The sequence below is a fragment of the Pseudomonas sp. 30_B genome, from assembly GCF_017491605.1.
In the GTDB taxonomy this organism is placed as follows: Bacteria; Pseudomonadota; Gammaproteobacteria; order Pseudomonadales; family Pseudomonadaceae; genus Pseudomonas.
The window spans coordinates 1-22,939 of the sequence record NZ_JAFGYY010000007.1 but is presented as its reverse complement, the minus strand read 5'-3'; the positions used below and the strand labels follow the sequence as shown (position 1 = coordinate 22,939).

Annotated in this window: 25 protein-coding genes and 2 tRNA genes; 16 read left to right on the top strand and 11 right to left on the bottom strand. The window is 65.6% G+C overall.

All coding sequences use genetic code 11. The features are described 5' to 3' along the window. Positions 1-11: 11 nt before the first annotated feature. From queC to nadA, 3 genes are all read left to right on the top strand, one after another. Complete coding sequence (gene queC, locus J5M67_RS09355; RefSeq protein ID WP_207885276.1) at positions 12-686, top strand: 7-cyano-7-deazaguanine synthase QueC; 675 nt, start codon at positions 12-14, stop codon at positions 684-686. A gap of 59 nt (positions 687-745) precedes the next feature. After that, a tRNA-Lys gene (locus J5M67_RS09350) sits at positions 746-821 on the top strand. A 158-nt stretch (positions 822-979) separates the two neighbouring features. After that, a complete protein-coding gene (gene nadA, locus J5M67_RS09345) occupies positions 980-2,038 on the top strand; it encodes a quinolinate synthase NadA (RefSeq protein ID WP_207885023.1) in 1,059 nt (352 codons plus the stop codon). 151 nt (positions 2,039-2,189) lie between these two features. On the opposite strand, the gene J5M67_RS09340 is transcribed toward nadA, so the two are convergent. Next, positions 2,190-3,626: a M48 family metalloprotease gene (locus J5M67_RS09340; RefSeq protein ID WP_207885022.1), complete on the bottom strand. Its 1,437-nt coding sequence runs from the start codon at positions 3,624-3,626 to the stop codon at positions 2,190-2,192. A gap of 226 nt (positions 3,627-3,852) precedes the next feature. Between J5M67_RS09340 and J5M67_RS09335 the strand changes: the two genes are divergently transcribed. Together J5M67_RS09335 and J5M67_RS09330 are read left to right on the top strand one after the other, a co-directional pair. After that, entirely contained in the window at positions 3,853-4,104 is a 252-nt protein-coding gene (locus J5M67_RS09335; RefSeq protein ID WP_207885021.1) for a sulfurtransferase TusA family protein, read from the top strand. A gap of 53 nt (positions 4,105-4,157) precedes the next feature. Beyond that, complete coding sequence (locus J5M67_RS09330; protein ID WP_207885020.1) at positions 4,158-5,237, top strand: AI-2E family transporter; 1,080 nt, start codon at positions 4,158-4,160, stop codon at positions 5,235-5,237. A 53-nt stretch (positions 5,238-5,290) separates the two neighbouring features. Here J5M67_RS09330 and J5M67_RS09325 read toward each other — a convergent pair whose 3' ends face one another. After that, on the bottom strand, positions 5,291-5,764 hold the full coding sequence (locus J5M67_RS09325; protein WP_207885019.1) for a peroxiredoxin: 474 nt from the start codon (positions 5,762-5,764) through the stop codon (positions 5,291-5,293). A 12-nt stretch (positions 5,765-5,776) separates the two neighbouring features. Beyond that, complete coding sequence (locus J5M67_RS09320) at positions 5,777-6,334, bottom strand: glycine cleavage system protein R (protein ID WP_207885018.1); 558 nt, start codon at positions 6,332-6,334, stop codon at positions 5,777-5,779. Positions 6,335-6,506: 172 nt separating this feature from the next. On the opposite strand from J5M67_RS09320, the gene dapA reads away from it, so the two are divergent. The 5 genes from dapA (at position 6,507) to J5M67_RS09295 (ending at position 10,213) form a co-directional block, all read left to right on the top strand. Next, positions 6,507-7,385 (top strand): 4-hydroxy-tetrahydrodipicolinate synthase, encoded by an 879-nt coding sequence (dapA, locus tag J5M67_RS09315; RefSeq protein ID WP_207885017.1) that lies wholly within the window; start codon positions 6,507-6,509, stop codon positions 7,383-7,385. 13 nt (positions 7,386-7,398) lie between these two features. After that, on the top strand, positions 7,399-8,592 hold the full coding sequence (bamC, locus tag J5M67_RS09310) for an outer membrane protein assembly factor BamC (protein WP_207885016.1): 1,194 nt from the start codon (positions 7,399-7,401) through the stop codon (positions 8,590-8,592). Beyond that, positions 8,531-9,289 carry an MBL fold metallo-hydrolase gene (locus J5M67_RS09305; RefSeq protein ID WP_207885015.1) on the top strand — a complete coding sequence of 253 codons (759 nt, stop codon included), beginning with the start codon at positions 8,531-8,533 and terminating at the stop codon, positions 9,287-9,289. Before bamC ends, J5M67_RS09305 begins: the two co-directional genes overlap by 62 nt. Before the next feature lie 30 nt (positions 9,290-9,319). Beyond that, a complete protein-coding gene (gene purC / locus J5M67_RS09300; protein ID WP_038803299.1) occupies positions 9,320-10,030 on the top strand; it encodes a phosphoribosylaminoimidazolesuccinocarboxamide synthase in 711 nt (236 codons plus the stop codon). 93 nt (positions 10,031-10,123) lie between these two features. After that, a tRNA-Ser gene (locus J5M67_RS09295) sits at positions 10,124-10,213 on the top strand. Positions 10,214-10,299: 86 nt separating this feature from the next. On the opposite strand, the gene J5M67_RS09290 is transcribed toward J5M67_RS09295, so the two are convergent. The 3 genes from J5M67_RS09290 to J5M67_RS09280 form a co-directional block, all read right to left on the bottom strand. After that, positions 10,300-10,674: a hypothetical protein gene (locus J5M67_RS09290; RefSeq protein ID WP_207885014.1), complete on the bottom strand. Its 375-nt coding sequence runs from the start codon at positions 10,672-10,674 to the stop codon at positions 10,300-10,302. A gap of 100 nt (positions 10,675-10,774) precedes the next feature. After that, positions 10,775-11,119 carry a carboxymuconolactone decarboxylase family protein gene (locus tag J5M67_RS09285; protein ID WP_207885013.1) on the bottom strand — a complete coding sequence of 115 codons (345 nt, stop codon included), beginning with the start codon at positions 11,117-11,119 and terminating at the stop codon, positions 10,775-10,777. A 136-nt stretch (positions 11,120-11,255) separates the two neighbouring features. Then, a complete protein-coding gene (locus tag J5M67_RS09280) occupies positions 11,256-11,738 on the bottom strand; it encodes a transcription elongation factor GreAB (protein WP_207885012.1) in 483 nt (160 codons plus the stop codon). A gap of 140 nt (positions 11,739-11,878) precedes the next feature. On the opposite strand from J5M67_RS09280, the gene J5M67_RS09275 reads away from it, so the two are divergent. From J5M67_RS09275 to rmuC, 4 genes are all read left to right on the top strand, one after another. Next, positions 11,879-12,247, top strand: coding sequence for an antitoxin Xre/MbcA/ParS toxin-binding domain-containing protein (locus J5M67_RS09275; RefSeq protein ID WP_207885011.1), 369 nt, complete (start codon positions 11,879-11,881; stop codon positions 12,245-12,247). Further along, positions 12,248-13,018, top strand: a complete 771-nt coding sequence (locus J5M67_RS09270) for an RES family NAD+ phosphorylase (RefSeq protein ID WP_207885010.1) — start codon at positions 12,248-12,250, stop codon at positions 13,016-13,018. Between the two features lie 76 nt (positions 13,019-13,094). Beyond that, positions 13,095-13,304: a hypothetical protein gene (locus tag J5M67_RS09265; RefSeq protein ID WP_207885009.1), complete on the top strand. Its 210-nt coding sequence runs from the start codon at positions 13,095-13,097 to the stop codon at positions 13,302-13,304. Positions 13,305-13,893: 589 nt separating this feature from the next. Then, positions 13,894-15,258 (top strand): DNA recombination protein RmuC, encoded by a 1,365-nt coding sequence (gene rmuC, locus J5M67_RS09260; protein WP_207885275.1) that lies wholly within the window; start codon positions 13,894-13,896, stop codon positions 15,256-15,258. 142 nt (positions 15,259-15,400) lie between these two features. On the opposite strand, the gene J5M67_RS09255 is transcribed toward rmuC, so the two are convergent. The 4 genes from J5M67_RS09255 to J5M67_RS09240 all read right to left on the bottom strand — a co-directional run bounded on the left by J5M67_RS09255 (position 15,401) and on the right by J5M67_RS09240 (position 20,392). Further along, positions 15,401-16,747, bottom strand: coding sequence for an FAD-binding oxidoreductase (locus tag J5M67_RS09255; RefSeq protein ID WP_207885008.1), 1,347 nt, complete (start codon positions 16,745-16,747; stop codon positions 15,401-15,403). Positions 16,748-16,838: 91 nt separating this feature from the next. Further along, positions 16,839-17,729, bottom strand: coding sequence for a metal-dependent hydrolase (locus J5M67_RS09250; protein WP_207885007.1), 891 nt, complete (start codon positions 17,727-17,729; stop codon positions 16,839-16,841). A gap of 9 nt (positions 17,730-17,738) precedes the next feature. Continuing rightward, a complete protein-coding gene (locus J5M67_RS09245) occupies positions 17,739-19,511 on the bottom strand; it encodes an SDR family oxidoreductase (RefSeq protein WP_207885006.1) in 1,773 nt (590 codons plus the stop codon). Continuing rightward, on the bottom strand, positions 19,508-20,392 hold the full coding sequence (locus J5M67_RS09240) for a M24 family metallopeptidase (protein WP_207885005.1): 885 nt from the start codon (positions 20,390-20,392) through the stop codon (positions 19,508-19,510). The genes J5M67_RS09245 and J5M67_RS09240 overlap by 4 nt, the downstream gene beginning before the upstream one ends. Positions 20,393-20,784: 392 nt before the next feature. Here J5M67_RS09240 and J5M67_RS09235 point away from each other — a divergent pair, with 392 nt between their 5' ends. Beyond that, positions 20,785-21,483: a MerR family transcriptional regulator gene (locus J5M67_RS09235; RefSeq protein WP_368735927.1), complete on the top strand. Its 699-nt coding sequence runs from the start codon at positions 20,785-20,787 to the stop codon at positions 21,481-21,483. A 4-nt stretch (positions 21,484-21,487) separates the two neighbouring features. Here J5M67_RS09235 and J5M67_RS09230 read toward each other — a convergent pair whose 3' ends face one another. Continuing rightward, a complete protein-coding gene (locus tag J5M67_RS09230) occupies positions 21,488-22,402 on the bottom strand; it encodes a LysR substrate-binding domain-containing protein (protein ID WP_207885004.1) in 915 nt (304 codons plus the stop codon). An 82-nt stretch (positions 22,403-22,484) separates the two neighbouring features. Between J5M67_RS09230 and J5M67_RS09225 the strand changes: the two genes are divergently transcribed. Continuing rightward, on the top strand, positions 22,485-22,939 hold a 455-nt coding region (locus J5M67_RS09225), incomplete at its 3' end, for a DMT family transporter (protein WP_207885003.1).

Genomic DNA, 22,939 nt, shown 5'->3' with positions numbered 1-22,939 from the left:
TTGAGAAAACCATGAGCGACAAGAAAGCCGTGATCCTGCTCTCCGGTGGCCTGGACTCCGCCACCGTGGTCGCACTGGCCAAGGCAGAAGGCTACGACTGCTACACCATGAGCTTCGACTATGGCCAGCGCCATCGCGCCGAACTTCAGGCGGCCGAGCGTGTGGCGCGCCAACTGGGCGTCATCGAGCACAAGGTGATCGGCCTGAACCTGAACGGCATTGGCGGTTCGGCCCTGACCGACAGCAGCATCGATGTGCCGGAAGCGCCTAGCGAAGGTATCCCGGTGACCTACGTGCCAGCGCGCAATACCGTGTTCCTCTCGCTGGCCCTGGGCTGGGCAGAGGTGCTGGGTGCGCGGGACATCTTCATCGGCGTGAACGCCGTGGATTACTCCGGCTACCCGGATTGCCGGCCGGAGTTCGTCGAGGCGTTCGAGCGCATGGCCAACCTCGCCACCAAGGCCGGTGTGGAGGGCGAAGGATTCCACATCCAGGCGCCGCTGCAGTTCCTTTCCAAGGCGCAGATCGTCCAGGCGGGCATGGCCCAGGGCGTGGACTACAGCCTGACCGTTTCCTGCTATCAGGCGGACGATGACGGGCGCGCGTGCGGCAAGTGCGACAGCTGTAGGCTGCGTGCTGACGGCTTCCGCGCGGCCGGGATTTCCGACCCGACGCGATATTTCTGAAAAAAGTTTTCTCGGGGTGTTGTTTTTACGTTAGAAATCAGTATTATACGCACCACGCCGGGTCGTTAGCTCAGTCGGTAGAGCAGTTGGCTTTTAACCAATTGGTCGTAGGTTCGAATCCTACACGACCCACCAGCATATCCTGCAAAAGCCCCGTGATCGAAAGGTCACGGGGCTTTTGCTATGCGCCGGAAAAAGTCCGCCGTGCGGCCGCCGACAGCGCGTCGTCCGCAGGGCGGTGGTGATAAAATCGTCGGCATAATCAGAACCGCGCCTGTAGAGGTTTCCACACGATGTCCCAGATTTCCGAACGCCTGCTGGTTCAGGCACACCTCGCTGCCAAGCAGCCGCGGGTGCTGAGCGCGCAGGAAGAGGCCGAGTACCGTGCGGCCATCGCTGCCGAGCTGAAAGCTCAGAACGCCGTGCTGGTCGCGCATTACTATTGCGACCCGGTGATCCAGGCGCTGGCCGAGGAAACCGGCGGCTGTGTGTCCGATTCGCTGGAAATGGCCCGCTTCGGCAACCAGCATCCGGCGCAGACCGTGGTGGTGGCCGGTGTTCGTTTCATGGGTGAAACCGCGAAGATCCTCAACCCGGAAAAGCGCGTGCTGATGCCCACACTGGAAGCGACCTGCTCGCTGGACCTGGGTTGTCCGGTGGATGAGTTCTCGGCGTTCTGCGACCAGCATCCGGAACGCACCGTGGTGGTCTATGCGAACACCTCGGCGGCGGTAAAGGCGCGTGCGGACTGGGTGGTGACCTCCAGCTGCGCGGTGGAAATCGTCGAGCACCTGATGGACAACGGCGAGCCGATCCTCTGGGCGCCGGACCAGCACCTGGGGCGCTACATCCAGCGCGAAACCGGTGCGGACATGCTGCTCTGGGACGGCGCGTGCATCGTCCACGAAGAGTTCAAAGCCAAGCAGCTGGAAGATCTCAAGGCGGTCTATCCGGACGCCGCGATCCTGGTGCACCCGGAGTCGCCGGAAGCCGTGGTCGAACTGGCCGATGCGGTGGGCTCCACCAGCCAGCTGATCAAGGCGGCGCAGACGATGCCGAACAAGCGCTTCATCGTCGCCACCGACCGCGGCATCTTCTACAAGATGCAGCAGCTGTGCCCGGACAAGGAATTCATCGAAGCCCCTACCGCCGGTAACGGCGCGGCGTGCCGCAGCTGTGCGCATTGCCCGTGGATGGCCATGAACACCCTGGAGCGCACTCTGGCCTGCCTGAAGGAGGGCAGTGGCGAAATCTTCGTCGACCCGGCGCTGATCCCCAAGGCCATCAAGCCGCTCAAGCGCATGCTCGATTTCACCCAGGCCGCCAGGCTGAAGGTGGCGGGCAACGCCTGATCCAGTGCGCTGAAATGGAAAAGGCCCGGCTTGATGCCGGGCCTTTTTCGTTTCTACCGATGTGATTTTCGTAGGAGCGAGCTTGCTCGAGAACCTGCCCAGCTCCTGCGCTGCCGGTGAGCCGTTCGCGAGCAAGCTCGCTCCTAAAAATTTATCGGCCCATCATCTGCTTCAGCAGCTGCTCCTGATCGCGGAACTCCTGCTGGCGGGCATCCAGGCGCGCGGCCAGGGTGAAGTTGCCCCCCGCGCGGCGCTTGGCGAAGTCCAGTTGCTCGATCGCGTGCTTGTAGTCGCCGGTCAGCGCGTAGAACTCCGCGCGAGCCTGGTACACACCGATCGCGTTGCCGCTGAGGGTGCAGGCATCGGCCAGTCGGCTCCAGACATCCGGGTCCAGCGGCCGCTTCTGCGACAGCTTGAACAGGACCTTCTCAGCGTCGGCGGCGCGGTTGGTCTTCATCATCAGGTCAGCCTGGGCCTGGATCAGCGGGTAGCTGTCCGGGTATTGGCCGAGCATCTTCTGAACCCGGGCCTGGGCGTCAGGCAGCTTGTTGGCGGTGATGTCCACGTCGACCATCGCCAGGTTGTAGCTGATGTCGTTGGGCGCCTTGGCCAGCAGTTGCTGGAGGCCGCTGCGTGCTTCGTTGAGCTGGCCGATCCGGGTCTGCGAAAGGGCCAGGCCATAGCGCGCGGCATCGTTCTTCGGGTCTTCATCGAGCTCCGCGCGGAACTGCTTGCTGGCCATGCCCGGAGTGTCCTCGAACATCTGCTGGACACGGGCGCGCATCAGTTCGTAGCGCAGGGTGTCTTCCTTGCCGCCCTTGGGGTATTGCTCGGCACGGTTGCGAGTGTCGGCGATACGCGAGTCGGTGACCGGGTGGGTCAGCAGGAATTCTGGCGGCTTGCCCTCGTAGCGATACTGACGGGCGAGGCGCTCGAACATGTTGGGCATGGAGCGCGGGTCATAGCCGGCACGGACCATGGTGGTCACGCCGACCCGGTCGGCTTCCTGTTCGTTCTGCCGGGAGAAGCGCAGCTGGTTCTGGATCGCCGCTGCCTGGGTCGAGGCGATGGCGGCGATACCGGCATCGCCGGCACCGGCCGCGGCCGCGACGATACCGGCCAGCATGGCCGCCATCACCGGCAACTGCATGCGTTGCTGGGCCTCGATGCCGCGGGCGAAGTGGCGTTGACTCAGGTGACCCAGTTCGTGGGCCAGTACAGCGATGTACTCACCTTCGCTCTGGGCATAGAGGAACAGGCCGCCGTTGACGCCCACGACACCGCCGGGGGCGGCGAAGGCGTTGATCTGCTTGTCGCGGATGAGGATGAATGCCAGGCGGTGATCCTGCAGTTCGCTGGATTCGGCCAGGCGGTACACGGTGGATTCGACGTAGTCCTTGAGTTGCGGGTCGTTGAGCGTATCGACCTGGCTGCGCAGCATGCTCAGCCAGGCGCGGCCGAGCTGGAACTCCTGCTCCGGGGATACGATGGACGAGCTGGCGTCGCCCAGGGATGGCAGATCGTCCGACATCGCGGGTGCTGCGAGAGCACAGGCGATGGTGAGCAGGGCAGGGCGCAGTACTTTCATGTACAAGAGGCTCGTTCCGAGAAAGGCTCTACTTTAGCCGCACGCTGTTGCCAATGCCTAGGTTCCCAGGCGCGACTGCTGCGCAAATCGAACTCGGGGTTTTCCGCACTGTCCGCGCGCGCAGCCGCGAGGCTGACAGCTCCAGGCGGGGCGACCGGTGTCGCCGGCCTGGTTACTTTTCCAATGCTTTCGGTATTCTTGAGCGCCATTGCCGGAGTTCGTTTCGATGTCTGATTCCACACCGCCCATCCCCGACTGTGACGCGGAGCTGGATGCCAGCGGTCTCAATTGTCCGTTGCCCCTGCTCAAGGCCAAGCTCGAGCTGAATCGCCTTCCCAGCGGAGCGGTGCTCAAGGTGATTGCCACCGACGCCGGGTCGCAGCGGGACTTCCGCGCTTTTGCCGACCTCGCCGGGCACTCCTTGCTGCATGAAGAGGTCGAAGCAGGCGTCTATCGCTACTGGCTGCGCAAGAAGTAGCCATCGTTTCCGGATAGCCGGGGCGTTACCCCTTTCGTTTCGCAGGTCTGTTCATGCTCAAGGTTTTGCAGGACTGGATGCAGCGCTATTTCTCCGACGAGGAGGCGATAGTGCTGGCGGTCATTCTGGTACTGGGCTTCAGCGTCATCCTGGCCTTTGGCGGCATGCTCGCGCCGGTGCTGGCGGCGATGGTGATCGCCTTCCTGATCCAGGGCCTGGTGGGCGTGCTGGAGCGCGTCCGATTGCCGCACCTGTTCGCCGTCTGGCTGGTCTATTCGCTGTTCCTCGGGCTGCTCGCGGTGTTCCTGCTGGTGCTGGTTCCGCTGGTCTGGAAGCAGCTGTTCACCCTGCTCAACGAACTGCCGCGGATGCTTGGCGAATGGCAGGCCACGTTGCTGATGCTGCCCGAACGCTACCCCGACATGATCACCGAGGAGCAGGTGTTGCGCACTGTCGAGGCGGCGCGCAGCGAACTTGGCCAACTGGGTCAGTGGGCGCTGACCTTCTCGCTATCCGGGTTGCCGGTGCTGGTCAACGTCATGATCTACCTGGTGCTGGTACCGATCCTGGTATTCTTCTTCCTCAAGGACCGCCGCCGCTTCTACCTCTGGTTCCGCCGCTACCTGCCGCGCGAGCGGGGGTTGATGAAGCAGGTGTGGAACGAGATGAACCAGCAGATCGCCAACTACATCCGTGGCAAGGTGATCGAGATCTTCATCACCGGTGTGGCGACCTACATCGCCTTCGCGGTGCTGGGGCTGAACTATGCGGCGTTGCTCGCCCTGCTGGTCGGCCTGTCGGTGGTGGTGCCCTACATCGGCGCGGTGGTGGTGACCGTGCCGGTGGCGCTGATCGCGCTGTTCCAGTGGGGCTGGAGCGACCAGTTCATCTACCTGATGGTCGCCCACGCGATCATCCAGGCGCTGGATGGCAACGTGCTGGTGCCGCTGCTGTTCTCCGAAGCGGTCAACCTGCACCCGGTGGCGATCATCTGTGCGGTGCTGCTGTTCGGCGGATTGTGGGGTTTCTGGGGCGTGTTCTTTGCCATTCCGCTGGCAACCCTAGTGAAGGCGGTGCTGGATGCCTGGCCGAAGCAGCCGGAGCCGGAGCGGCAAGTCAGCCCGCTGATGTGACGAACAAAAAAGGCCGCTGAAACAGCGGCCTTTTTCATGATGCGCTCGGCAACTCAGGCCTTGTTCAGCGCCTGGGCGGCTTCGAGCACCGCGTCGACGTGACCGGGCACCTTCACGCCGCGCCATTCCTGGCGCAGTACGCCCTTGGCGTCGATCAGGAAGGTGCTGCGGTCCACACCCATGTATTCCTTGCCATAGAGCTTCTTCAGCTTGATCACGTCGAACAACTGGCAAACGGCTTCGTCCTTGTCGCTGATCAGCTCGAAGGGGAAGCACTGCTTGGCCTTGAAGTTCTCGTGGGACTTGATGCCATCGCGGGATACGCCGAAGACCAGCGTGTTGGCCTTGGCGAAGTCATCGATCTTGTCACGGAAGCCCTGGCCCTCGGTGGTGCAGCCGGGGGTGCTGTCCTTGGGGTAGAAGTACAGGACGACCTGCTTGCCCTTGAGTTCCGACAGGCGGAATTCGACACCGCTGGTGGCGGGCGCCTGGAAGTCGGCGACGGCTTTGTTCAGTTCAACGGCCATGGGCCTCTCTCCTTAGGGGTGCTGCGGGCGCCAGGGCTCGATCAGCGCGTCCAGGTTCAGGGCGTCGGCGAAGTCCAGGAACTGGTCGCGCAGCCAGCTGATCTGGGTGCCGGCCGGCAGGGTCACGGTAATGGTGGCATTGAGCATGCTGGTGTTGGTGTGCGGCGCCTGGTAGGTGTCGCAGGTGAGGTTCTCCAGCTCGATGTTGTGATCGATGAAGAACTGGCACAGCTCATTGAGGATGTCCGGACGGTACACGGCGCTGACATAGGCCACGTAGGGCAGGGCCTGGGCGCGGGTAACGTGGACATTGCTGCGGGTGACGCTGAGGGTGAAGCCGTGGCGCTTGGCCAGCGCCGGCAGGCCGCCTTCCAGGCGGGCCAGCGCGTCCCAGCTGCCGGCGACCTGCAGGACCAGCGCGCTGAACTCGCCGTGGCGGGTCAGGCGGCTGCTGATCACCGAGCAACGGTTATCGACGCAGGTGCGGCACAGCACGCTGGTCAGCTCCATCGGGTTCGGGCCCAGCGCACTGATCAGGAGAAATTGTTCACGAGGGTGAGAGGTGGACATGCAGCTTTCCTGGGAATGGCGGCCAAGCGGGCCGCATCGACAAAGGGGAAAGGGTAGCGAAAAGAGCCGATGAGGGGAATGTCTGAGCGCACGCGGGACACTGCTGTCACCTTGTGCATGGCCAGTGGCGACAGTACCATTACGGCTTTCTTTTTCCGGCAGGAGCGGTTGCATGATTGCGGGCAGTATGGTGGCGCTGGTCACCCCCTTCGATGCTCAGGGTCGACTGGATTGGGACAGCCTCGCGAAGCTGGTGGACTTCCACCTGCAGGAAGGCACCAACGCCATCGTTGCGGTCGGCACCACGGGTGAGTCCGCCACGCTCGACGTGAGCGAACACCTGGACGTGATCCGTCGCGTGGTCGACCAGGTCAATGGCCGCATTCCGGTGATCGCCGGTACCGGCGCCAACTCCACCCGCGAAGCGGTCGAGCTGACCGAGGCCGCCAAGAGCGGCGGCGCCGACGCTTGCCTGCTGGTGACCCCGTACTACAACAAGCCGACCCAGGAAGGCCTGTACCAGCACTTCCGCCACATCGCCGAAGCCGTGGCCATCCCGCAGATCCTCTACAACGTGCCGGGCCGTACCGCCTGCGACATGCTGCCGGAGACCGTCGAGCGCCTGGCCAAGGTGCCGAACATCGTCGGTATCAAGGAAGCCACCGGTGACCTGCAGCGCGGCAAGGAAGTGCTGGATCGCGTCGGCAAGGACTTCCTCGTCTACTCCGGTGACGACGCCACCGCCGTCGAACTGATGCTGATGGGCGGCAAGGGCAACATCTCGGTGACCGCCAACGTCGCTCCGCGCGCCATGAGCGACCTGTGCGCCGCCGCCATGCGTGGCGATGCCGCCGCCGCCCGTGCCATCAACGACCGCCTGATGCCGCTGCACAAGGCCCTGTTCATCGAGTCCAACCCGATTCCGGTGAAGTTCGCCCTGCACGAAATGGGTCTGATCCCCGAAGGTATCCGCCTGCCCCTGACCTGGCTCAGCCCGCGTTGCCACGAACCGCTGCGTCAGGCCATGCGCCAGACCGGCGTGCTGGCTTAAGGAGCTTTCCCGCATGAAGCGACTGGCAGGACTGACTGCGCTCGCCCTGGTCATCGGCAACACCTCCGGCTGCGGCTGGCTGTGGGGCCCGGATGGCTACTTCCGCGACCGTGGCGATGATTACCTCAACGCCCGCGAAACCGCGCCGATGAAAGTGCCCGAAGGCCTGCAGAGCAAGCCGCTCGACCCGCTGCTGCCGATTCCGATGAACGTCGCCACCAGCACCGAGAAGGAAGGTGAGTTCGAGGTGCCGCGTCCGCAGCCCCTGGCCGGTGCCGGCGCAGAAGTCAGCGACTTCAGCCTGCAGAAGAGCGGCGACTCGCGCTGGCTGATCGCCCAGCGTCCGCCGGCCGAAGTCTGGCCGGTCGCCCACCAGTTCTTCCAGGACAACGGCTTCTCCATCGCCAACGAGCGTCCGCAGACCGGCGAGTTCAGCACCAACTGGCAGCCGCTCTCGCAGCTCTCCGCGCCCCTGGCGCGCCGCCTGAGCAGCCGTGTCTCCGGCGTCGAGCCCGACAGCGAGGCGCGTGTGCGTGTGCGCATCGAGCCGGGCGTGGAAACCAACACCAGTGAAGTCTACGTACTGAGCGAAACCCGCCCGGCCGGCAGCACCGCCAGCGCCGACTGGCCGGCCAAGCCGATGGTGCCGAGCCTGGACGCCGCGCTGCTCGACGAAATGCTCGCCAGCATGGCCACCAGCGCCGAGAAGGGCGGCTCCGTTTCCCTGCTCGCCGCGCACTCCGAATACGACACGCCCGGTACTGCCGAGCTGAGCAAGGACGGCAGCGGCAACCCGGTACTCACCGTGAGCTCCGACTTCGACCGCGCCTGGGTCAGCGTCGGCCGCGCGCTGGATCGCGCCGATATCCGCGTCGACGACCTCAACCGCAGCCTGGGCGTGTACTACGTCAACATCGCCGAAGGCGCGAAGAAGAAGGACGAAGACAAGCCTGGCTTCTTCCGCAGCCTGTTCGGCGGCGGCGAGAAGACCAAGGAAGAGGAAGACGCCAAGGCGCAGCGCTACCAGCTTCGCCTGACCAGCGTGAACAACACGGTGCAGATCACCGTCGACAAAGACATCAACACCTCCGCGCCGGCTGACGTGGCGCAGGGCGTGCTGGAAAAACTCCAGGAGAGTATGCGGAATGCACTTCGCGGTCCTGGGGAGCGGAAGCCGGGGCAATTCGGCCTTGGTGAGCAGTTCTGACACCCGGATACTGATCGATTGCGGCTTCCCGCTGCGTGAAACCATCCGCCGTCTGGCGCGCCTGGGCGTAGAGCCCGGGCAGCTGGATGCGGTCCTTGTCACGCACGAGCACTCCGATCACATAAACGGCGTCGAACTGCTGGCCCGGCACCATCGAATACCCGTGTACCTCAGCGCCGGCACCCTGCAGGGAATGCGCAAGCCGGTGACACCGGCGGGGCTGCTCAAGGGCGGCGACCGCCTGGTACTGAAAGACCTGGAAGTCACTGCGGTGAGCGTCTCCCACGATGCGCGGGAGCCCCTGCAGTACGTGTTTTCCGATGGCCGGAAGCGCTTTGGCCAGCTCACCGATCTGGGGGCCGCCACGGCGCAGGTGCTGGAGTGCTATCGTGGGCTCGATGCGTTGATCATCGAGGCAAACCACGATACCGACATGCTGGCCCGCGGTCCGTATCCCTACCCACTCAAAGCCCGCGTTGGCGGCCAGTGGGGACATTTGAACAACCGGCAGGCCGCGGAACTCGTGGCCCAGCTGGGCTGGGAAAGCCTGCAGCACCTGGTGCTGGCGCATCTCAGCGAAAAGAACAACTCGCCGCAGCTGGCCCGGCAAAGCTTCGTCGACACCTTAGGGTGCGACCCGGACTGGCTGCAGGTGGCCGATCAGCATTCGGGACTCGACTGGCGCACCATCGCCTGAGCCCACCCATTCAAGCAAGCGGAGCCCATCATGGAAAAACGCGAAGAACTGTATCGCGGCAAGGCCAAGTCGGTTTACACCACCGATGACGCCGACCGCCTCGTCCTGCTGTTCCGCAACGACACCTCGGCGTTCGACGGCAAGCGCATCGAACAGCTCGACCGCAAAGGCATGGTGAACAACAAGTTCAACGCCTTCATCATGCAGAAGCTCGAAGCTGCCGGCATTCCGACCCAGTTCGACGCCCTGCTGTCGGACAACGAAGTGCTGGTCAAGAAGCTCGCCATGATCCCGGTCGAGTGCGTCGTGCGTAACTATGCCGCCGGCAGCCTGGTGCGCCGCCTGGGCGTGGAAGAGGGCCTGCAGCTCACCCCGCCGACCTTCGAACTGTTCCTGAAGAACGACGCCCTGGGCGACCCCTTCATCAACGAATCCCACGTCCAGGCCTTCGGCTGGGCGACCCTGGAGCAGCTGGCCGAAATGAAGGCTTACTCCTTCAAGGTCAACGAAGTGCTGAGCAAGCTGTTCGACGACGCCGGCCTGCTGCTGGTGGACTTCAAGCTCGAGTTCGGCCTGTTCCACGGCAAGATCGTCCTGGGCGACGAATTCAGCCCGGACGGCTGCCGCCTGTGGGACAAGGAGACCCGCAAGAAGATGGACAAGGACCGCTTCCGCCAGGGCCTTGGCGATGTGATCGAGGCCTACGAGGAAGTCGCTCACCGTCTTGGCGTACCGCTCTAATAGGCGAATTCACGCAAGCGCCTGATACCACGCAAAAAAATCCAAAACAGGGCTTCGCCTTCGGACTTCAAGCTGGTATCATGCGCGCCGCACGGAGAGATGCCGGAGTGGTCGAACGGGACGGATTCGAAATCCGTTGAGTCAGCAATGGCTCCTAGGGTTCAAATCCCTATCTCTCCGCCATTACATATGGCCAGAACCCCTGAAATGCCTAGCGTTTCAGGGGTTTTGTCTTTTCTGGCATCGATATTCCTCGCCTGTCTCCTCAATCACCCGCAATACCCATCCATCTTCTCCCGATTCCGCTCTGTAGGCTCCGCCTGATACTGCTGCCGCCAGAACTGGCACGGCGCGCTGTTGAAGCGCTTGTCCTGTTCGGCTTTCTCGACCTCGCGATTCTGCTGTTCCTGCACGGCCTGCTGGCGTTGCTGGTACTGCTGGAACATCTCTTCACTGCTGCGTGGAGTGGGAGCAGTCGCGGAAGGTGTCGCTGGTGGTGGGGCGGGATGGCTGGCCAGGAGGGGAGGATACGCGCGATAGATCAGCCAGCCGGTGGCGGCCACGGCCATGCAGCCGAGCCACATGCCGGCGGCGATGCTGAGGATGAGTTTCCAGGCGCTGAGGTGAGTGGGTGTATGGGGCATGGGGGCTGGCGGTGGGTGGGCGGAACCCACTGATACTCCATCGCTGCCGATCAGGAAAGAGGCGAGCCCGCGACGCCATGGCAGCGTCGCGGGCGCGAGCTTATTTCTGCGCGGAAGACTCGAAGGCTTCCATGGCGCGCAGGGAGTAGACGTAGGCGGCGCCGGCGTTCATGGCAATGGCGGTGGCCAGGGCCTGGGCGACTTCGGCTTCGGTGGCGCCGGCCCGGCGTGCGGCCTCGGCGTGGACGCCGATGCAGCCGTCGCAGCGGGTGGTGATGGCCACGGCCATGGAGATCAGCTCGCGGGTCTTGGCATCCAGGGCGTCACCGTCGGCGGCCGCCGCGTCGAGGGCCTGGTAGGCTGCGATCATTTTCGGGTGTTTCTTGCCCAGGGCGCCGAAGGCTTTTTTCACGGCGGGGACGTATTCGGACCAGTTGAACAGCATGGTGCTTCTCCTTGAGGCCAGGGAGGGATGGGGTTGGCCTTGAAGCTTAGTCTGCGTCAGCCGGTCGGCTGGGTATTGTCTGTTCCGCTCGGATTTTTAATCGATGCGCTCGACCGCAGCCGGGCAGGACGTTTGCTCAATAGGCGTCGAGGATTTCGTAGCGCTGGCGGGCATTGCCCTGGCCGATCTCCAGTTCGTCGCCGGGCACGCGGTGGAGCAGGGCGCTGCCCAGCGGTGCGCGGCTGGTGATGACGAGGATCTCGCGGCCCTCGTGCTGCACCTTCAGGCCGGCGGCATCGGGGCCGAGGAAGACCCAGCGCTGCTGGCCTCTGTCGTTGACCAGTTCCACCAGGGCGCTGGTCTGGATGCCGGATTGCTCGTCGAAGTCGCGCAGCTGCAGGTTCTCGAACAGTGACAGCGCTTGGCGGATCTCCTCGACACGGCGCGACTGGCCGGCGGCGAGGTAGGCCGCTTCGAGGCCGAGGGTGTCGTATTTGTTTTCAGCAATGTTTTCTTCGTGGGTAGCCGTTTCGTGAGCTGTCCTGGCGGCGCGTACGGCGATTTCCAGGTCTTGCGCGAGCCTGGCGAGAATCTGTTGGTAGACCTGCTGCTTGTTCATCACGGGGTGTCGTCGGTCGGGCTGTGTATTCTGCGGGCTTTGCCGCCGTGGGGCGACAGGGGCTGAGAGGAATCGTCTGGTTCGTGTTTTATCAGCATTCAGTGGTATATTTGCTGAAAGTTCACGATGAGGAGATCGCCATGAGCGCCCTGTTACGCGAAAGCCCAGCAGCCGATGCCGTACTGGCCAAGGCGGTACTCACGGCTCGCGAACATCTGGCGATGACCCAGCAGGAGCTGGCGGCGATCGTCGGGGTGGAACGTAGCGCCGTCAGCCGCTGGAAGCAAGGCGGCCTGCGGGTGGACAGCAAGACCGGCGAGCTGGCGCTGCTGCTGGTGCGGGTTTATCGCGCCCTGTTCGCCCTGTTCGGCGGCAATCTCGAAGATATGCGCCACTTCCTGCGTACCGAGAACCGTCACCTGAGCGGTGTGCCGCTGCAGCTGATGGAGCAGGTGCAGGGGCTGGTGGCGGTGGTCGAGTACCTGGACGCCATCCGGGGCAAGGTCTGAATGTCCTTCAAGACGGGCGCCCGCATCTGGGCCGAACATGAGGCCGAGTCGGTCGTCAGCCCCATCCACGGGCGCCTGGTGCGTCTGGTGGAGAGTCAGGGCCAGGTGGCCACGTTGCAATTGGTGGACACCCTGGCCGAGCAGGCGCTGCTGGAGGAGCTACTGGAAACCAGCAAGCCGCGCGTGCCGCCGCCCGCCGAGCATCTGCACTATCTATTGAAGACGCCGTTCCGTTATCCACCGTTGCGCTGGGGCTCGCGTTTCGGTCGGCGGCATGAGCCGAGCCTGTTCTATGCGGCCTTGAAGCTCGACACGGCCATGGCGGAGTCGGCCTTCTACCGCTTCGTGCTGTGGGAGGGGATGGCCACGCCGCCACCGAGTGGGCGGATTCTTTCCGAGCACTCGTCCTTCGAGGCGCGTTTCCAGGTGCAGCGCGGCGTGCGCCTGCAGTTGCCGCCGTTCCGCGAGTACGAAGCGGCGCTGCGCGATCCGTCGGACTACCGCGTTGCCCAGGGCCTGGGCAGTGCGATGCGCGAGGCCGGGGTCGAGGCGTTCGAGTACCGCTCTGCACGCTGCCCGCACGGTGGGGTGAACGTGGCGCTGTTCGCGCCGTCGGCCTTCGCCGAGAAGCGTCCGCGCAACCTGATGCCCTGGCTGTGCGAAACGACGGCGGAGTACGTGGCCTTCAAGCACGCCCAGGTGCCGGACACGCCGCGCCTGTTCCCGCGCACGCAGTTTCTGGTGGATGGGCACCTGCCGTATCCGGCCTGACCGTTTGTCGTGCCGCGGCATGAGGTCGCGGGCATCGGTGTAAGGTGCGGGATGGTCACGCAGGGAGTGCCTCACCATGGATATACGGATAGCCATCCACCCCAGCGACAGTCGTCGCTGGCGGGTCTACCTGAATCAGTTCTTCCTCGATTGCGATAGCCGCGGTGCGGCAGAGCGTGCGTTCGCGCGGGCCTGCGCTGCCGAGCGGCAGCTGGCTCCGTTGCCCAATCCGCCCACTGTCGTGCGTTCCGAGCGGCGGCGTGCCCGGCGCGTGGAGTGGGCATGAGACGGCTGATCCTCAACCCAGCAAACTCTCTCCGGACGATCCGGATGTCGGCACGGGCATCGCCTGGCTGATTCGATTGCCGTTCGCTTTCCGCTCCACCCCCTCCTTTCCGCTGCCCTCGAACGGGGCGGTCGGCTGCACCCTGGTGCGCACTTGTGCACAACGCCGATGCGCGCTGTCAAGCCCCTGCAATATTGCATTTAGCCACTTGCTTGTTTCTCTTGCGTTTTTTAACTTATTGAAAAATAAGGAAAATTTCAGTTGGTGAAAAAATCGCCAATCTGTCACGCGCCCACGTCTGACTGGGGGTGGGGCCCTTTTTCATCACGTTTTCCACCAAGTTATCCACAGCTTCTGTGGATTGTCCCGAGCGCTTGCTCAGGAGCCCTTGTTCCAGGGCCTTTACAGGTGACGGGGCGTCTCCGGGTGGCCGCTGTTAGTATTGCGCGATTGTTTGTCACACCCGGAGTCCCGCATGCCCCTCGATCTCTCCGCCTTGTTGCTGGGTGCGCTCGCCGGCCTGTTGCCCCTGGCGGCGCTGGCCTGGCGCCTGCAGTCGCAGCGTGTCGCAGCGGAGCAGGAGGCGACCCTGCTGCGCGAGCGCCTGGCCAATGCGCAGCTCGCGCAGGACGGCTTGTCGGCCCAGGCCGAGGCGGATCGCGAGGCCTTCCAGCGCCTGAGCAGCAGGCATGGCGAATTGTCCGCCGAATCCGCCGCATTGCGCCGCGAGGTCGAGCTGGGCAAGCAGGAGCGTGAGCGCCTGGGCGCTGCCGAGCAGGACTGGCAGGCCGAGCGCGCGGACAAGGAAGCCGAGCTGCGGCGTCTGTCCGCCGAGCACGCGGCTTTGTCCGCCGAGCTTCGCGAGCAGCAGGAGAACCACCAGCAGCGCCTGGGCGACCTGCAATCGGCGCGGGATGAGCTGCGTGCGCAGTTCGCCGAGTTGGCCGGGAAGATCTTCGACGAGCGCGAACAGCGCTTCGCCGAGTCCAGCCAGCAGCGCCTGGGGCAGTTGCTCGACCCGCTGAAGGAGCGCATCCAGTCGTTCGAGAAACGCGTCGAGGAGAGCTACCAGGCCGAGGCCCGCGAGCGCTTCTCGCTGACCAAGGAACTGGAGCGCCTGCAGCAGCTCAACCTGCGCCTGGGCGAGGAAGCCACCAACCTGACCCGCGCGCTGAAGGGCCAGAAGACCCAGGGCAATTGGGGCGAGCTGGTGCTGGAACGGGTGCTGGAACACGCCGGCCTGGAGAAGGGCCGCGAGTACGAGACCCAGGTCAGCCTGCGTGCGCCGGACGGCGAGCGCTTCCAGCCCGACGTGCTGATCCGCCTGCCCGGCGACAAGCAGGTGGTGGTGGACGCCAAGGTCAGCCTGACCGCCTACCAGCAGTTCATTGCCGCCGAGGACGAGGTGATCCGCCAGCAGGCGCTGAAGGCGCACGTGTTGTCCCTGCGCAACCATGTGAAAGGGCTTTCCGATAAGGATTACCGCCGCCTGGAAGGCCTTCACAGCCTCGACTTCGTATTGCTGTTCATGCCGATCGAAGCGGCCTTCTCGGCGGCACTGCAGGCCGAGCCGAACCTGTTTCAGGAGGCCTTCGAGCGCAATATCGTGATCGTCAGCCCGACCACCCTGCTGGCGACCTTGAGGGTGATCGACAGCCTGTGGCGCCAGGAGCGGCAGAACCAGAACGCCCGCGAGATTGCCGAGCGCGCCGGTGCGCTGTACGACAAGTTCGTGCTCTTCGTGCAGGACCTGGACGAGATGGGCACCCGCCTGCAGCAGCTGGACAAGGCCTATGCCGCGGCGCGCAACAAGCTCAGCGAGGGGCGCGGCAACCTGATCAGCCGGGCGGAGCAGGTGAAGTTGCTCGGCGCGCGGGCGAGCAAGAGCCTGCCGACGGATTGGCTGGAGCGGGCATTGAGCGATGATTCGCCGGTGGTAGAAGAGGGCGAGTAGCGCGGCTGAACACCCATCCCCCTGTAGGAGCGGGCCATGCCCGCGATCGCGCGCATGGCGCGCTCCTACGGTGAGTTTCGGAGCGGTTGCGGTTCGCGAGCAAGAACTAGGCGTCCCCCTCGTTCCTACAAAGAACAATCCTTCAGAATAACGAGTAGGGCTTGCCCGCCGTCCCGTCGGCAAAGCGCCGTAGCCGGAAGGCATGCAGATCCATCCCCGGCTCCCCCTTCAGAATCCATTCGCTCATCAGCCGGCCGACGATGGGGCCCATCGCAAAGCCATGCCCGCAGAACCCGGTGGCGACCAACAGCCCAGGTACTTCCGCCGGGGCGTCGAGCACCGGGATGCCGTCGGGCAGTACGTCGATCAGACCTGCCCAGCTCTCCACCACCTTCACGTCGCGCAGGGCCGGGAAAGCCTTGGCCAGATTTTTCTGTGCAGCGAACACGCGGGAGGTGTTCACCTTCACCTGCGGATCGCGCTCACCGAGTACCGGACCGTTCACGCTGCGCTCCGAACCGGGCAAGCGCTGGCGCAGGTCGTGGAAAAGGGCACCGTTGAGCTTGAAGGAGAAGCTTGCACGGTTGGCCGGCAGATGCGGCAGGTAATGCCTGGCGCCGCGCAGGTAGTCGAGGCTTAGGTCGATATCGGCCTGGGTTTCGTCGGCCAGGTTGAGGCTGCCGTCAGGGCGTTGGCGGAAGCCTATCCCGTGGCCGATAAAACTCTGTGCGCCAACGTCCGGGCCGGGGCTGGTGCGCGAGACGGTGCAGCGTACGGCCTGTTGCGGCAGCTCCAGGCCGAGGCTTTGCACCAGACGCCAACTGCTGGCACCTGCCGAGATAAGCAGGTGTTTGGTCTTCACGTAACCGCGCTCGGTCTGCACGCCGCAGACGGCGCCAGCGGCGCGGTCGATGCCGGTGACGCCGCAGCCTTCGACGAACAGCGCGCCGCGTTCGATGGCGCGTAGCGCATAGCCGGGCGCGACCCGGCGTGGCTCGGCCTGGCCGTCGTTGGCGGTGTACAGGGCGCCGAGCGCGGGATCGGCCAGCGATGGCATCAACCTGGCGACTTCGGTGCGACTGAGCAGGCGGGTGCCGAGGCCGAAGTTGGCGGCTACCTTCAGCCAGTCCTCGTACTTGTGCTGTTGTTCCGGAGTCTCGGCGAGATACAGGCAGCCGCCCTGGCGCCATTCCAGCGGCAGTTGCAGCTCGGCTTCCAGACGCTCCCACAGCGGGATGGCCTCCATCATCAGCGGCACTTCCGCCGGATCGCGCGCCTGCTGGCGGACGAAGCCCCAGGCGCGGGTGGATTGCTGGCTGGCGATGCCGGCCTTGTCCAGCACCAGCACGCTCATGCCCTGGCCGGCGAGGTACCAGGCGGTGGCGCAACCCATGATGCCGCTGCCGGCGATGACCACGTCGACCTGTTCCGGCAGGTGCTCCACGCGGGAGGAGAGGGCGGGGTGAAGCGGGTAGGTTCCCATCGGCATACGGCGGCATCCCTGTATCGAGTGACGGATGCCGCAGTATGCGATTGGCGTGCGCCGCGCGACCACTGCGCGGGCACGCGGGCAGGAGCTCTTACGAGGCGCGCGCGGCCCGGCTGGCGGCCGGCGAGCGGGCCAGGTAGTCCAGCGCCTCCTGGGTGTTGGCCTCGTGGTCCGGGTGGTACCAGGGCTTGAAGTAGCGCAGGAAGCTGGTGGCCACCGAGCTGATCTTCGGCAGCACGCCGTTGCGCGAACCATCGCGCCAGATGGCGGCGAAGGAGCGTGGCTTGGCGATGCTCGGGTCCTGCCGCGACAGGGTGCGGGTGCCGAAGGCGAACAGGTAGATGATCAGCGGCCACACCACGAACATCCATAACTGGCGGCTGACGAAGCTGCCGCCCAGGTGCACGTGCAGGTCGTGGGCGACGTTGCGGTGCTCCACCTCTTCGGCGCCGTGCCAGCGGAACAGGTCCAGCAGCACCGGGTCGGCCTTGGCGCGGTCCAGCGCGTCCGCTTCGAGAATCCATTTGCCGAGCACGCAGGTGAAATGCTCCACCGCCGCGACGATTGCGCAGCGTTGGCCGATCCACCAGCGCCTGAGCCAGGTGGTACGGTTGAACAGGGTGAGGCCCAGCGGCGTGTCGCTGAGCAACTGTTCGAACAGGTAGTCCATGACCTTCAGGTAGCGCGTCGAGTCGATGCCGTGGTGGCTCAGGTAGCGCTCCAGCGCACCGCTGTGGGCGCGGGCGTGCATCGCTTCCTGGCGGATGAAGCCTTGCACGTCGTCGCGCAGGTTGCCTTCCTTCACGAAGGGCAGCGCCTTGTTGTACAGCCGGCAGAACCACAGCTCGCCGGCCGGCAGCATCATGTGGATGACGTTGACCACGTGCGATGCCTCGGGCTCGCCGGGAATCCAGTGCAGCGGCGAGTCGCTGTAGTCGAACTGCACCTTGCGTTGCACCAGCTTGTGGTGATGGTCGTTCATGGAAATCCCTCAGGCAGTCAGGTTGAGGCGGGCGAACAGGCGTGACAGCCAGGGCATGAAGCGCCATTGCAGGGCGCCCAGGTGTACTTCGCTGCCGACCTTCACCACCGGCTGGTTGCGTTCCACCGCGCGGGCGATGCGCTCGCCGACGGTGTCCGGGCTGAGCCGGCGCCGACGGTAGAAGCGCTGCACCCTGGCGCGATGTTTCGCCTGTTGTTCGTCATCGAGTCCGGCGAAGCGGGTGGACTGGACGATGCCGGTATCGACGAAGCCCGGACACGCCGCGCTGACGCCGATGCCATTGCCCGCTAGTTCGGCGCGCAGGCATTCGCTGAGCATCAGCACCGCCGCCTTGCTGGTGGCGTAGGCCGGGTAATTGCGCGAGGGCGCGAAGGCCACACCGGAGGCGACGTTGAGCAGGTGCCCCGGTTTGCCGCTCTCCACCATCTGCCTGCCGAACAGCCGGCAGCCGTCGATCACGCTCCACAGGTTGATGCGCAGCAGGCGCTCCCACTCCTGCGGGGTGGTCTTGAGCATCGGCCCGGCCAGGCCGATGCCGGCATTGCTGATCACCACGTCGGGCACCCCGAGGCTGCTCTTCACCCAGAGGGCGAAGCGTTCCATGGCCGCGCTGTCGCCCACGTCCACGCAGTAGCTGTAGGCGCTGGCGCCGACCGCACGGGCCAGTTCGGCACTGCGTTCGGCGGCGGCCGGGTCGATGTCCGCGGCCAACACACTGGCGCCGCGTTCGGCGAAGCTCAGCAGGGTCGAGCGGCCGATGCCGCCGCCCGCGCCGGTGACCACCACCAGCTTGCCGGCGAAGGGGCCGGCGCCGGGTTTCAGCGCGGCGCGCTGCAGTTCCGGTGTGGCTTCGCCGCCCTCGATGTGGCTGACGAATTCGCTGATCCAGTTACCCAGCTGCGTCGGTTCAGCCAGCAGTTGCCAGTGCCCGGCGGTGACGTCGCGGCGCCACAGGCGCGGCGCCCACAGTGAGAGTTGCTGGAACAGTTGCTGGCCGACGTAGCGGTCGCGGGTCGGCACGATGAGTTGCACCGGCACCTCGGTGTGGCGCTTGCGCGGCTTGAAGATCGAGGTGATGAAATTGGCCCGGTAGAGCTTTACGCCGTGCTCGCCGTCGCTGGCCTGGTGCGGGTTGCGCGCCGGGTTGCGGATACCCTCGACCTTGCGCAGGTACTGCGGCCACAGCTTCGCCGCGCCGAAGCGCCAGGACAGCGACGGCAGCAGCGGCAGGTGGAAGTAGTAGATGTACCAGGAGTGCAGCAACTGGCTGAGCATCTGCAGCAGCGCGCGCGGCGTCCTGCGGCGCAGGCGGTCGCGCATCCAGAAGCCGACGTGGTCCAGGCACGGGCCGGAGACGCTGGTGTAGGAGGCGATGCGCGCGCGCAGTTGCGGATCGGTGACGCTCTCCCAGGTCTGGATCGAGCCCCAGTCATGGGCCACCAGATGCACCGCGCGTTGCGGGCTGACCGCATCGAGTACGGCCTTGAGGTCCTGGCTGAGCAGCTCCAGGCGATAGTCGCGGGTCTTGCGCGGCTTGTCCGATTCGCCCGCGCCGCGCACATCGTAGGCCACCAGCTGGAAGCGTCCGGCCAGGCGGCGGATCAGCGGCAGCCAGACTTCGTGGTTGTCCGGGTAGCCGTGGACGAACAGCACCATCGGCAGGTGCGCCTCGCCCCAGCGCCAGACCGCCAGGCGCACGTTGCCGGACTGCACCTCCAGGCGTTCGGGCGTCGGCAGCGGGTTCTCCAGCATCGCGTTCATGCCACCTCCCGCCGCGCCGGGGCGCTGATCAGGCCGCGGGCGATCCAGCGGCGCACGTGGGGCAGGTCGTCGTCCAGCCAGTAGGCATCGTCCTCGGTGACCACCAGCAATTCCTCGAACTTGGCGCCCACACCACGCAGCCCCAGGTGCGGCTCGACCGCCCAGAGGCCGGGTGTCGGCGCATGCTGCGAGCGGTCGTTGCTCGACCACAGCGGCGACCAGCCTTCGCGGCGGCCGGTGATCAGGGCGTTCTTCATCAGCGTGGCGATGTTGCGCACGCCGAAGCGGGCCACCGACGGGCCACTGTTGCGTGCGCCGAGTTTTTCAACGCGGTGGGCCAGCACTTCGAAGGGGTAGGCCTTGTGCCGGGGCAAGGTGCCCTGGCGCTGGCAGAGCCGGTCCACGGACTGGCTGACCTCGGCCAGCGGCAGACGCTGGCGTACCTGCTCGACGATCAGGTTGCGGTGCGCCAGCAGGTCGTCCATCAGGCGCTCCACCAGCAGGTTGTGGCCCAGCGCGCCGGAGTAGCCGACGTCGGCGGTGTAGGCGCCCAGGGTCGGCGCGCAATCGAGGATGAAGGGCATGCCTTCTTCCAGGCGCTGCTTGCCGGGGTAGAAGGCCAGGTTGAAGCCGCCCAGGTGGCGCAGGCCGTCGAAGCCCTTGAACGCGGTGCGCGGGCCGAACCAGGCGAAGGGCTGGTGGAACCAGTCGCGCACGCCATGATCGAGCAGCCAGGTCTTCATCAGGGCGGCGGTCTCGCGCTCGCTGATGCCCGGGCGCAGTTCGCCGGCAATGGTTTCGCAGCAGCGGTAGGCCAGTTGCTGAATCTCGCGGAAATGCCGCAGGTCTTCGGGAGTGGGCACCCAGGCGCCTTGGGACATGACTTTCTCCAGGCTGGTTGTTGTTATCTTTACATCGGTCGATGTCACGATCGATGCTGACCCATCGGCGGGCGTTGCGCCATGCCGTGCGCGACGGGCCCTGAGTGTTACCGGGGCACGGAGCCGCTGGCGGCGCGGGTTGTGGATGGGAGGGGGAAAACGCGGGGTTGCACTTCCCGTCTTTGGTTGGGCCGCCGGGCTGTACGGCGTATCACTTGGGGATTAGTCCTTTGGATTGTTCCTGGGGCGCGTCGCTGGCTATCATCCGGCCCATGAGCACACCCCTGAACCTGCTGCAGCGCCTGCTCCAGCGTCCGGACGATGCCCCCTCGGCGCCGGACGACGAGCGCGAGTACACGGTGGACGAACTGGCCCGCGAGGCCGGCAGCACCGTGCGCAACCTGCGCGCCTACCAGGACCGCGGCCTGCTGCCGCCGCCCGAGCGTCGCGGCCGCGCCGGGGTGTACTTCGCCAGCCACCTGCGCCGCCTGCGGCTGATCAATCGCCTGCTGGAGCGCGGCTACAACATCGCCAACATCAAGGAACTGCTGGAGAGCTGGGAGCATGGCCACGACCTGGACCACGTACTCGGCCTCGACGAAGCCATCGTCGGGCCGTGGAACCTGGAGACAGCCGGCAACATCGAGTTCAGCGACCTGCAGGCGTTGTTCGGCGACGAGCTGAATGACGCCGTGATCGACCAGGCGCTGGAACAGGGCCTGCTGGCCTTCGACGGCGAACGGATCAGCATTCCCAGCCCGCGCCTGTTCAACGCCGGCGTCGAGCTGTACCGCGCCGGCATTCCGCTGGCCGCGCTGCTGGATCATCTGGCGGTGCTGCGGACCGACACCGAACACCTGGCCGCCGGCATCGTGCGGCTGGTGGTCACCCATCTGGTGGACAAGCCCGGCGCCGACCTGCTGCCCGGCGCGGCCGATCTGGAGCGCCTCGCCGAAGTCTTCCAGCGCCTGCGCCCGGTGGCCGAGCAGGTGGTGCTGGTGGAGTTGGCACGCGGCCTGAAGCGTTCGGCCAATGAGATGCTCGGCGAGCGCGTCGGGGAAATCCTGCGGCGGCTGGAAACGCCGGAGTAACGGCTCAGGTCCTGCCCGTCGCCTGGGCCAGCTTGCCGCGCAGCCAGCGCCGCGCGGGTTCTTCCTCGCTGGTTTCGGACCAGATCTGCACAAAGTCGAAGCGCGCCAGTTGCATCGGCGGGTCGAAGCTCGCCAGCCCATGGGCCGCAAGGTCGTCCGGCAGCATGCGCTCGGCGATGGTGAGGACCATGTCGGTGCCCGCCAGCAGCCCCGGCGCAACGCTGAAGTGCGGCACGGTGGCGGCTACCCGACGGCGGCGACCGAGCTTTTCCAGATGGCTGTCGATCTCTTCCGCCGGGCTCTGCTGCAGCGCGACGCGCAGGTGCGGCGCAGCGAGGTAATCGTCCAGCTCCATCCGTTGGCGCCCTGCGAGGGTCTCGATGGCGCAGAGGCAGACGAAGCGCTCCTCGAACAAGCGCTGCACGCGCAGCCCCTCGGGCAGCATCGGGAAGACACCGAGGGCGCCGTCCAGCTCGCCGCGGGCCACCTGTTCGGCCATGCCCAGGCGCGAGGCCTGGCGCACGTCCAGGTGAAGGCCCGGTGCCTCGCGGCGCAGGATCGGCAACAGCGCCGGCAACACCACCCACGCGCCGTAGTCGGACATGCCCAGGCGCAGCTCCAGCTCGGCGCTGGCCGGGTCGAAGTCATCGCCCAGTACCAGCCGACGTACGCCGCCGAGGATTTCCCGCAGCGGTCCTGCCAGTTCGAAGGCGCGGCGGGTCAGTTGCATCTGGTTGCCGGCGCGCACCAGCAGCGGGTCGTCCAGCAGGTCACGCAGGCGGCCCAGCGCGTGGCTCACCGCCGGCTGGGTCATGGCCAGCCGCTCGGCCGCGCGGGAGACGTGACGCTCGTCCAGCAGGGCGTCGAGGATCACCAGCAGATTGAGGTCGATGCGGCGCAAGTCATGAACTGGATGCATTTCCCGTGTACCGATCATTCATTTCCATGCGCCGGATGGATAGCAGAAGCTGCAGGCGTCGACAAGAAACGGAGGAAAGTCGATGTCGAAACTGCTGCTTCTACTGCCTGCCATCGGTGTAGGCGCGCTGGTCGCCCTGCAGGCTGGCAGCAACTCGCTGCTCGGCCGCCAACTGGGGCATCCGTTGAGTGCCAGCCTGACGTCGCTGGGCGTAAGTCTCGCGGCGGTGATCGTCGCGCTGCTGGTTTTCCGCGTGCCGCTACCTGCGGCCACCGGCATTGCCGCCACGCCCTGGTGGGGCTGGCTGGGCGGCATCTTCGGGGCGGCTTACCTGACGGTGGCGGTGATGCTGGCGCCGCAGTTGGGCGCGGCGACCTTCCTGGCCTGCGTGGTGGCGGGGCAGATGCTGATGTCGGCGCTGTGCGACCAGTTCGGCTGGGCCGGTTTCCCGGTGCGGCGGCTGTCGCCCGAGGGCCTGCTGGCCGTCGGGCTGATCATTGCCGGGGTGGTGTTGTTGCAGTGGCGGGGGCGGGTGGC

Excerpts from the sequence above, each read along its gene's own strand:
- queC (WP_207885276.1), top strand. The coding sequence starts at position 12 with ATGAGCGACAAGAAAGCCGTGATCCTGCTCTCCGGTGGCCTGGACTCC.
- nadA (WP_207885023.1), top strand. The coding sequence starts at position 980 with ATGTCCCAGATTTCCGAACGCCTGCTGGTTCAGGCACACCTCGCTGCC.
- J5M67_RS09340 (WP_207885022.1), bottom strand. The coding sequence starts at position 3,626 with ATGAAAGTACTGCGCCCTGCCCTGCTCACCATCGCCTGTGCTCTCGCA.
- J5M67_RS09335 (WP_207885021.1), top strand. The coding sequence starts at position 3,853 with ATGTCTGATTCCACACCGCCCATCCCCGACTGTGACGCGGAGCTGGAT.
- J5M67_RS09330 (WP_207885020.1), top strand. The coding sequence starts at position 4,158 with ATGCTCAAGGTTTTGCAGGACTGGATGCAGCGCTATTTCTCCGACGAG.
- J5M67_RS09325 (WP_207885019.1), bottom strand. The coding sequence starts at position 5,764 with ATGGCCGTTGAACTGAACAAAGCCGTCGCCGACTTCCAGGCGCCCGCC.
- J5M67_RS09320 (WP_207885018.1), bottom strand. The coding sequence starts at position 6,334 with ATGTCCACCTCTCACCCTCGTGAACAATTTCTCCTGATCAGTGCGCTG.
- dapA (WP_207885017.1), top strand. The coding sequence starts at position 6,507 with ATGATTGCGGGCAGTATGGTGGCGCTGGTCACCCCCTTCGATGCTCAG.
- bamC (WP_207885016.1), top strand. The coding sequence starts at position 7,399 with ATGAAGCGACTGGCAGGACTGACTGCGCTCGCCCTGGTCATCGGCAAC.
- J5M67_RS09305 (WP_207885015.1), top strand. The coding sequence starts at position 8,531 with ATGCACTTCGCGGTCCTGGGGAGCGGAAGCCGGGGCAATTCGGCCTTG.
- purC (WP_038803299.1), top strand. The coding sequence starts at position 9,320 with ATGGAAAAACGCGAAGAACTGTATCGCGGCAAGGCCAAGTCGGTTTAC.
- J5M67_RS09290 (WP_207885014.1), bottom strand. The coding sequence starts at position 10,674 with ATGCCCCATACACCCACTCACCTCAGCGCCTGGAAACTCATCCTCAGC.
- J5M67_RS09285 (WP_207885013.1), bottom strand. The coding sequence starts at position 11,119 with ATGCTGTTCAACTGGTCCGAATACGTCCCCGCCGTGAAAAAAGCCTTC.
- J5M67_RS09280 (WP_207885012.1), bottom strand. The coding sequence starts at position 11,738 with ATGAACAAGCAGCAGGTCTACCAACAGATTCTCGCCAGGCTCGCGCAA.
- J5M67_RS09275 (WP_207885011.1), top strand. The coding sequence starts at position 11,879 with ATGAGCGCCCTGTTACGCGAAAGCCCAGCAGCCGATGCCGTACTGGCC.
- J5M67_RS09270 (WP_207885010.1), top strand. The coding sequence starts at position 12,248 with ATGTCCTTCAAGACGGGCGCCCGCATCTGGGCCGAACATGAGGCCGAG.
- J5M67_RS09265 (WP_207885009.1), top strand. The coding sequence starts at position 13,095 with ATGGATATACGGATAGCCATCCACCCCAGCGACAGTCGTCGCTGGCGG.
- J5M67_RS09255 (WP_207885008.1), bottom strand. The coding sequence starts at position 16,747 with ATGCCGATGGGAACCTACCCGCTTCACCCCGCCCTCTCCTCCCGCGTG.
- J5M67_RS09250 (WP_207885007.1), bottom strand. The coding sequence starts at position 17,729 with ATGAACGACCATCACCACAAGCTGGTGCAACGCAAGGTGCAGTTCGAC.
- J5M67_RS09245 (WP_207885006.1), bottom strand. The coding sequence starts at position 19,511 with ATGAACGCGATGCTGGAGAACCCGCTGCCGACGCCCGAACGCCTGGAG.
- J5M67_RS09240 (WP_207885005.1), bottom strand. The coding sequence starts at position 20,392 with ATGTCCCAAGGCGCCTGGGTGCCCACTCCCGAAGACCTGCGGCATTTC.
- J5M67_RS09230 (WP_207885004.1), bottom strand. The coding sequence starts at position 22,402 with ATGCATCCAGTTCATGACTTGCGCCGCATCGACCTCAATCTGCTGGTG.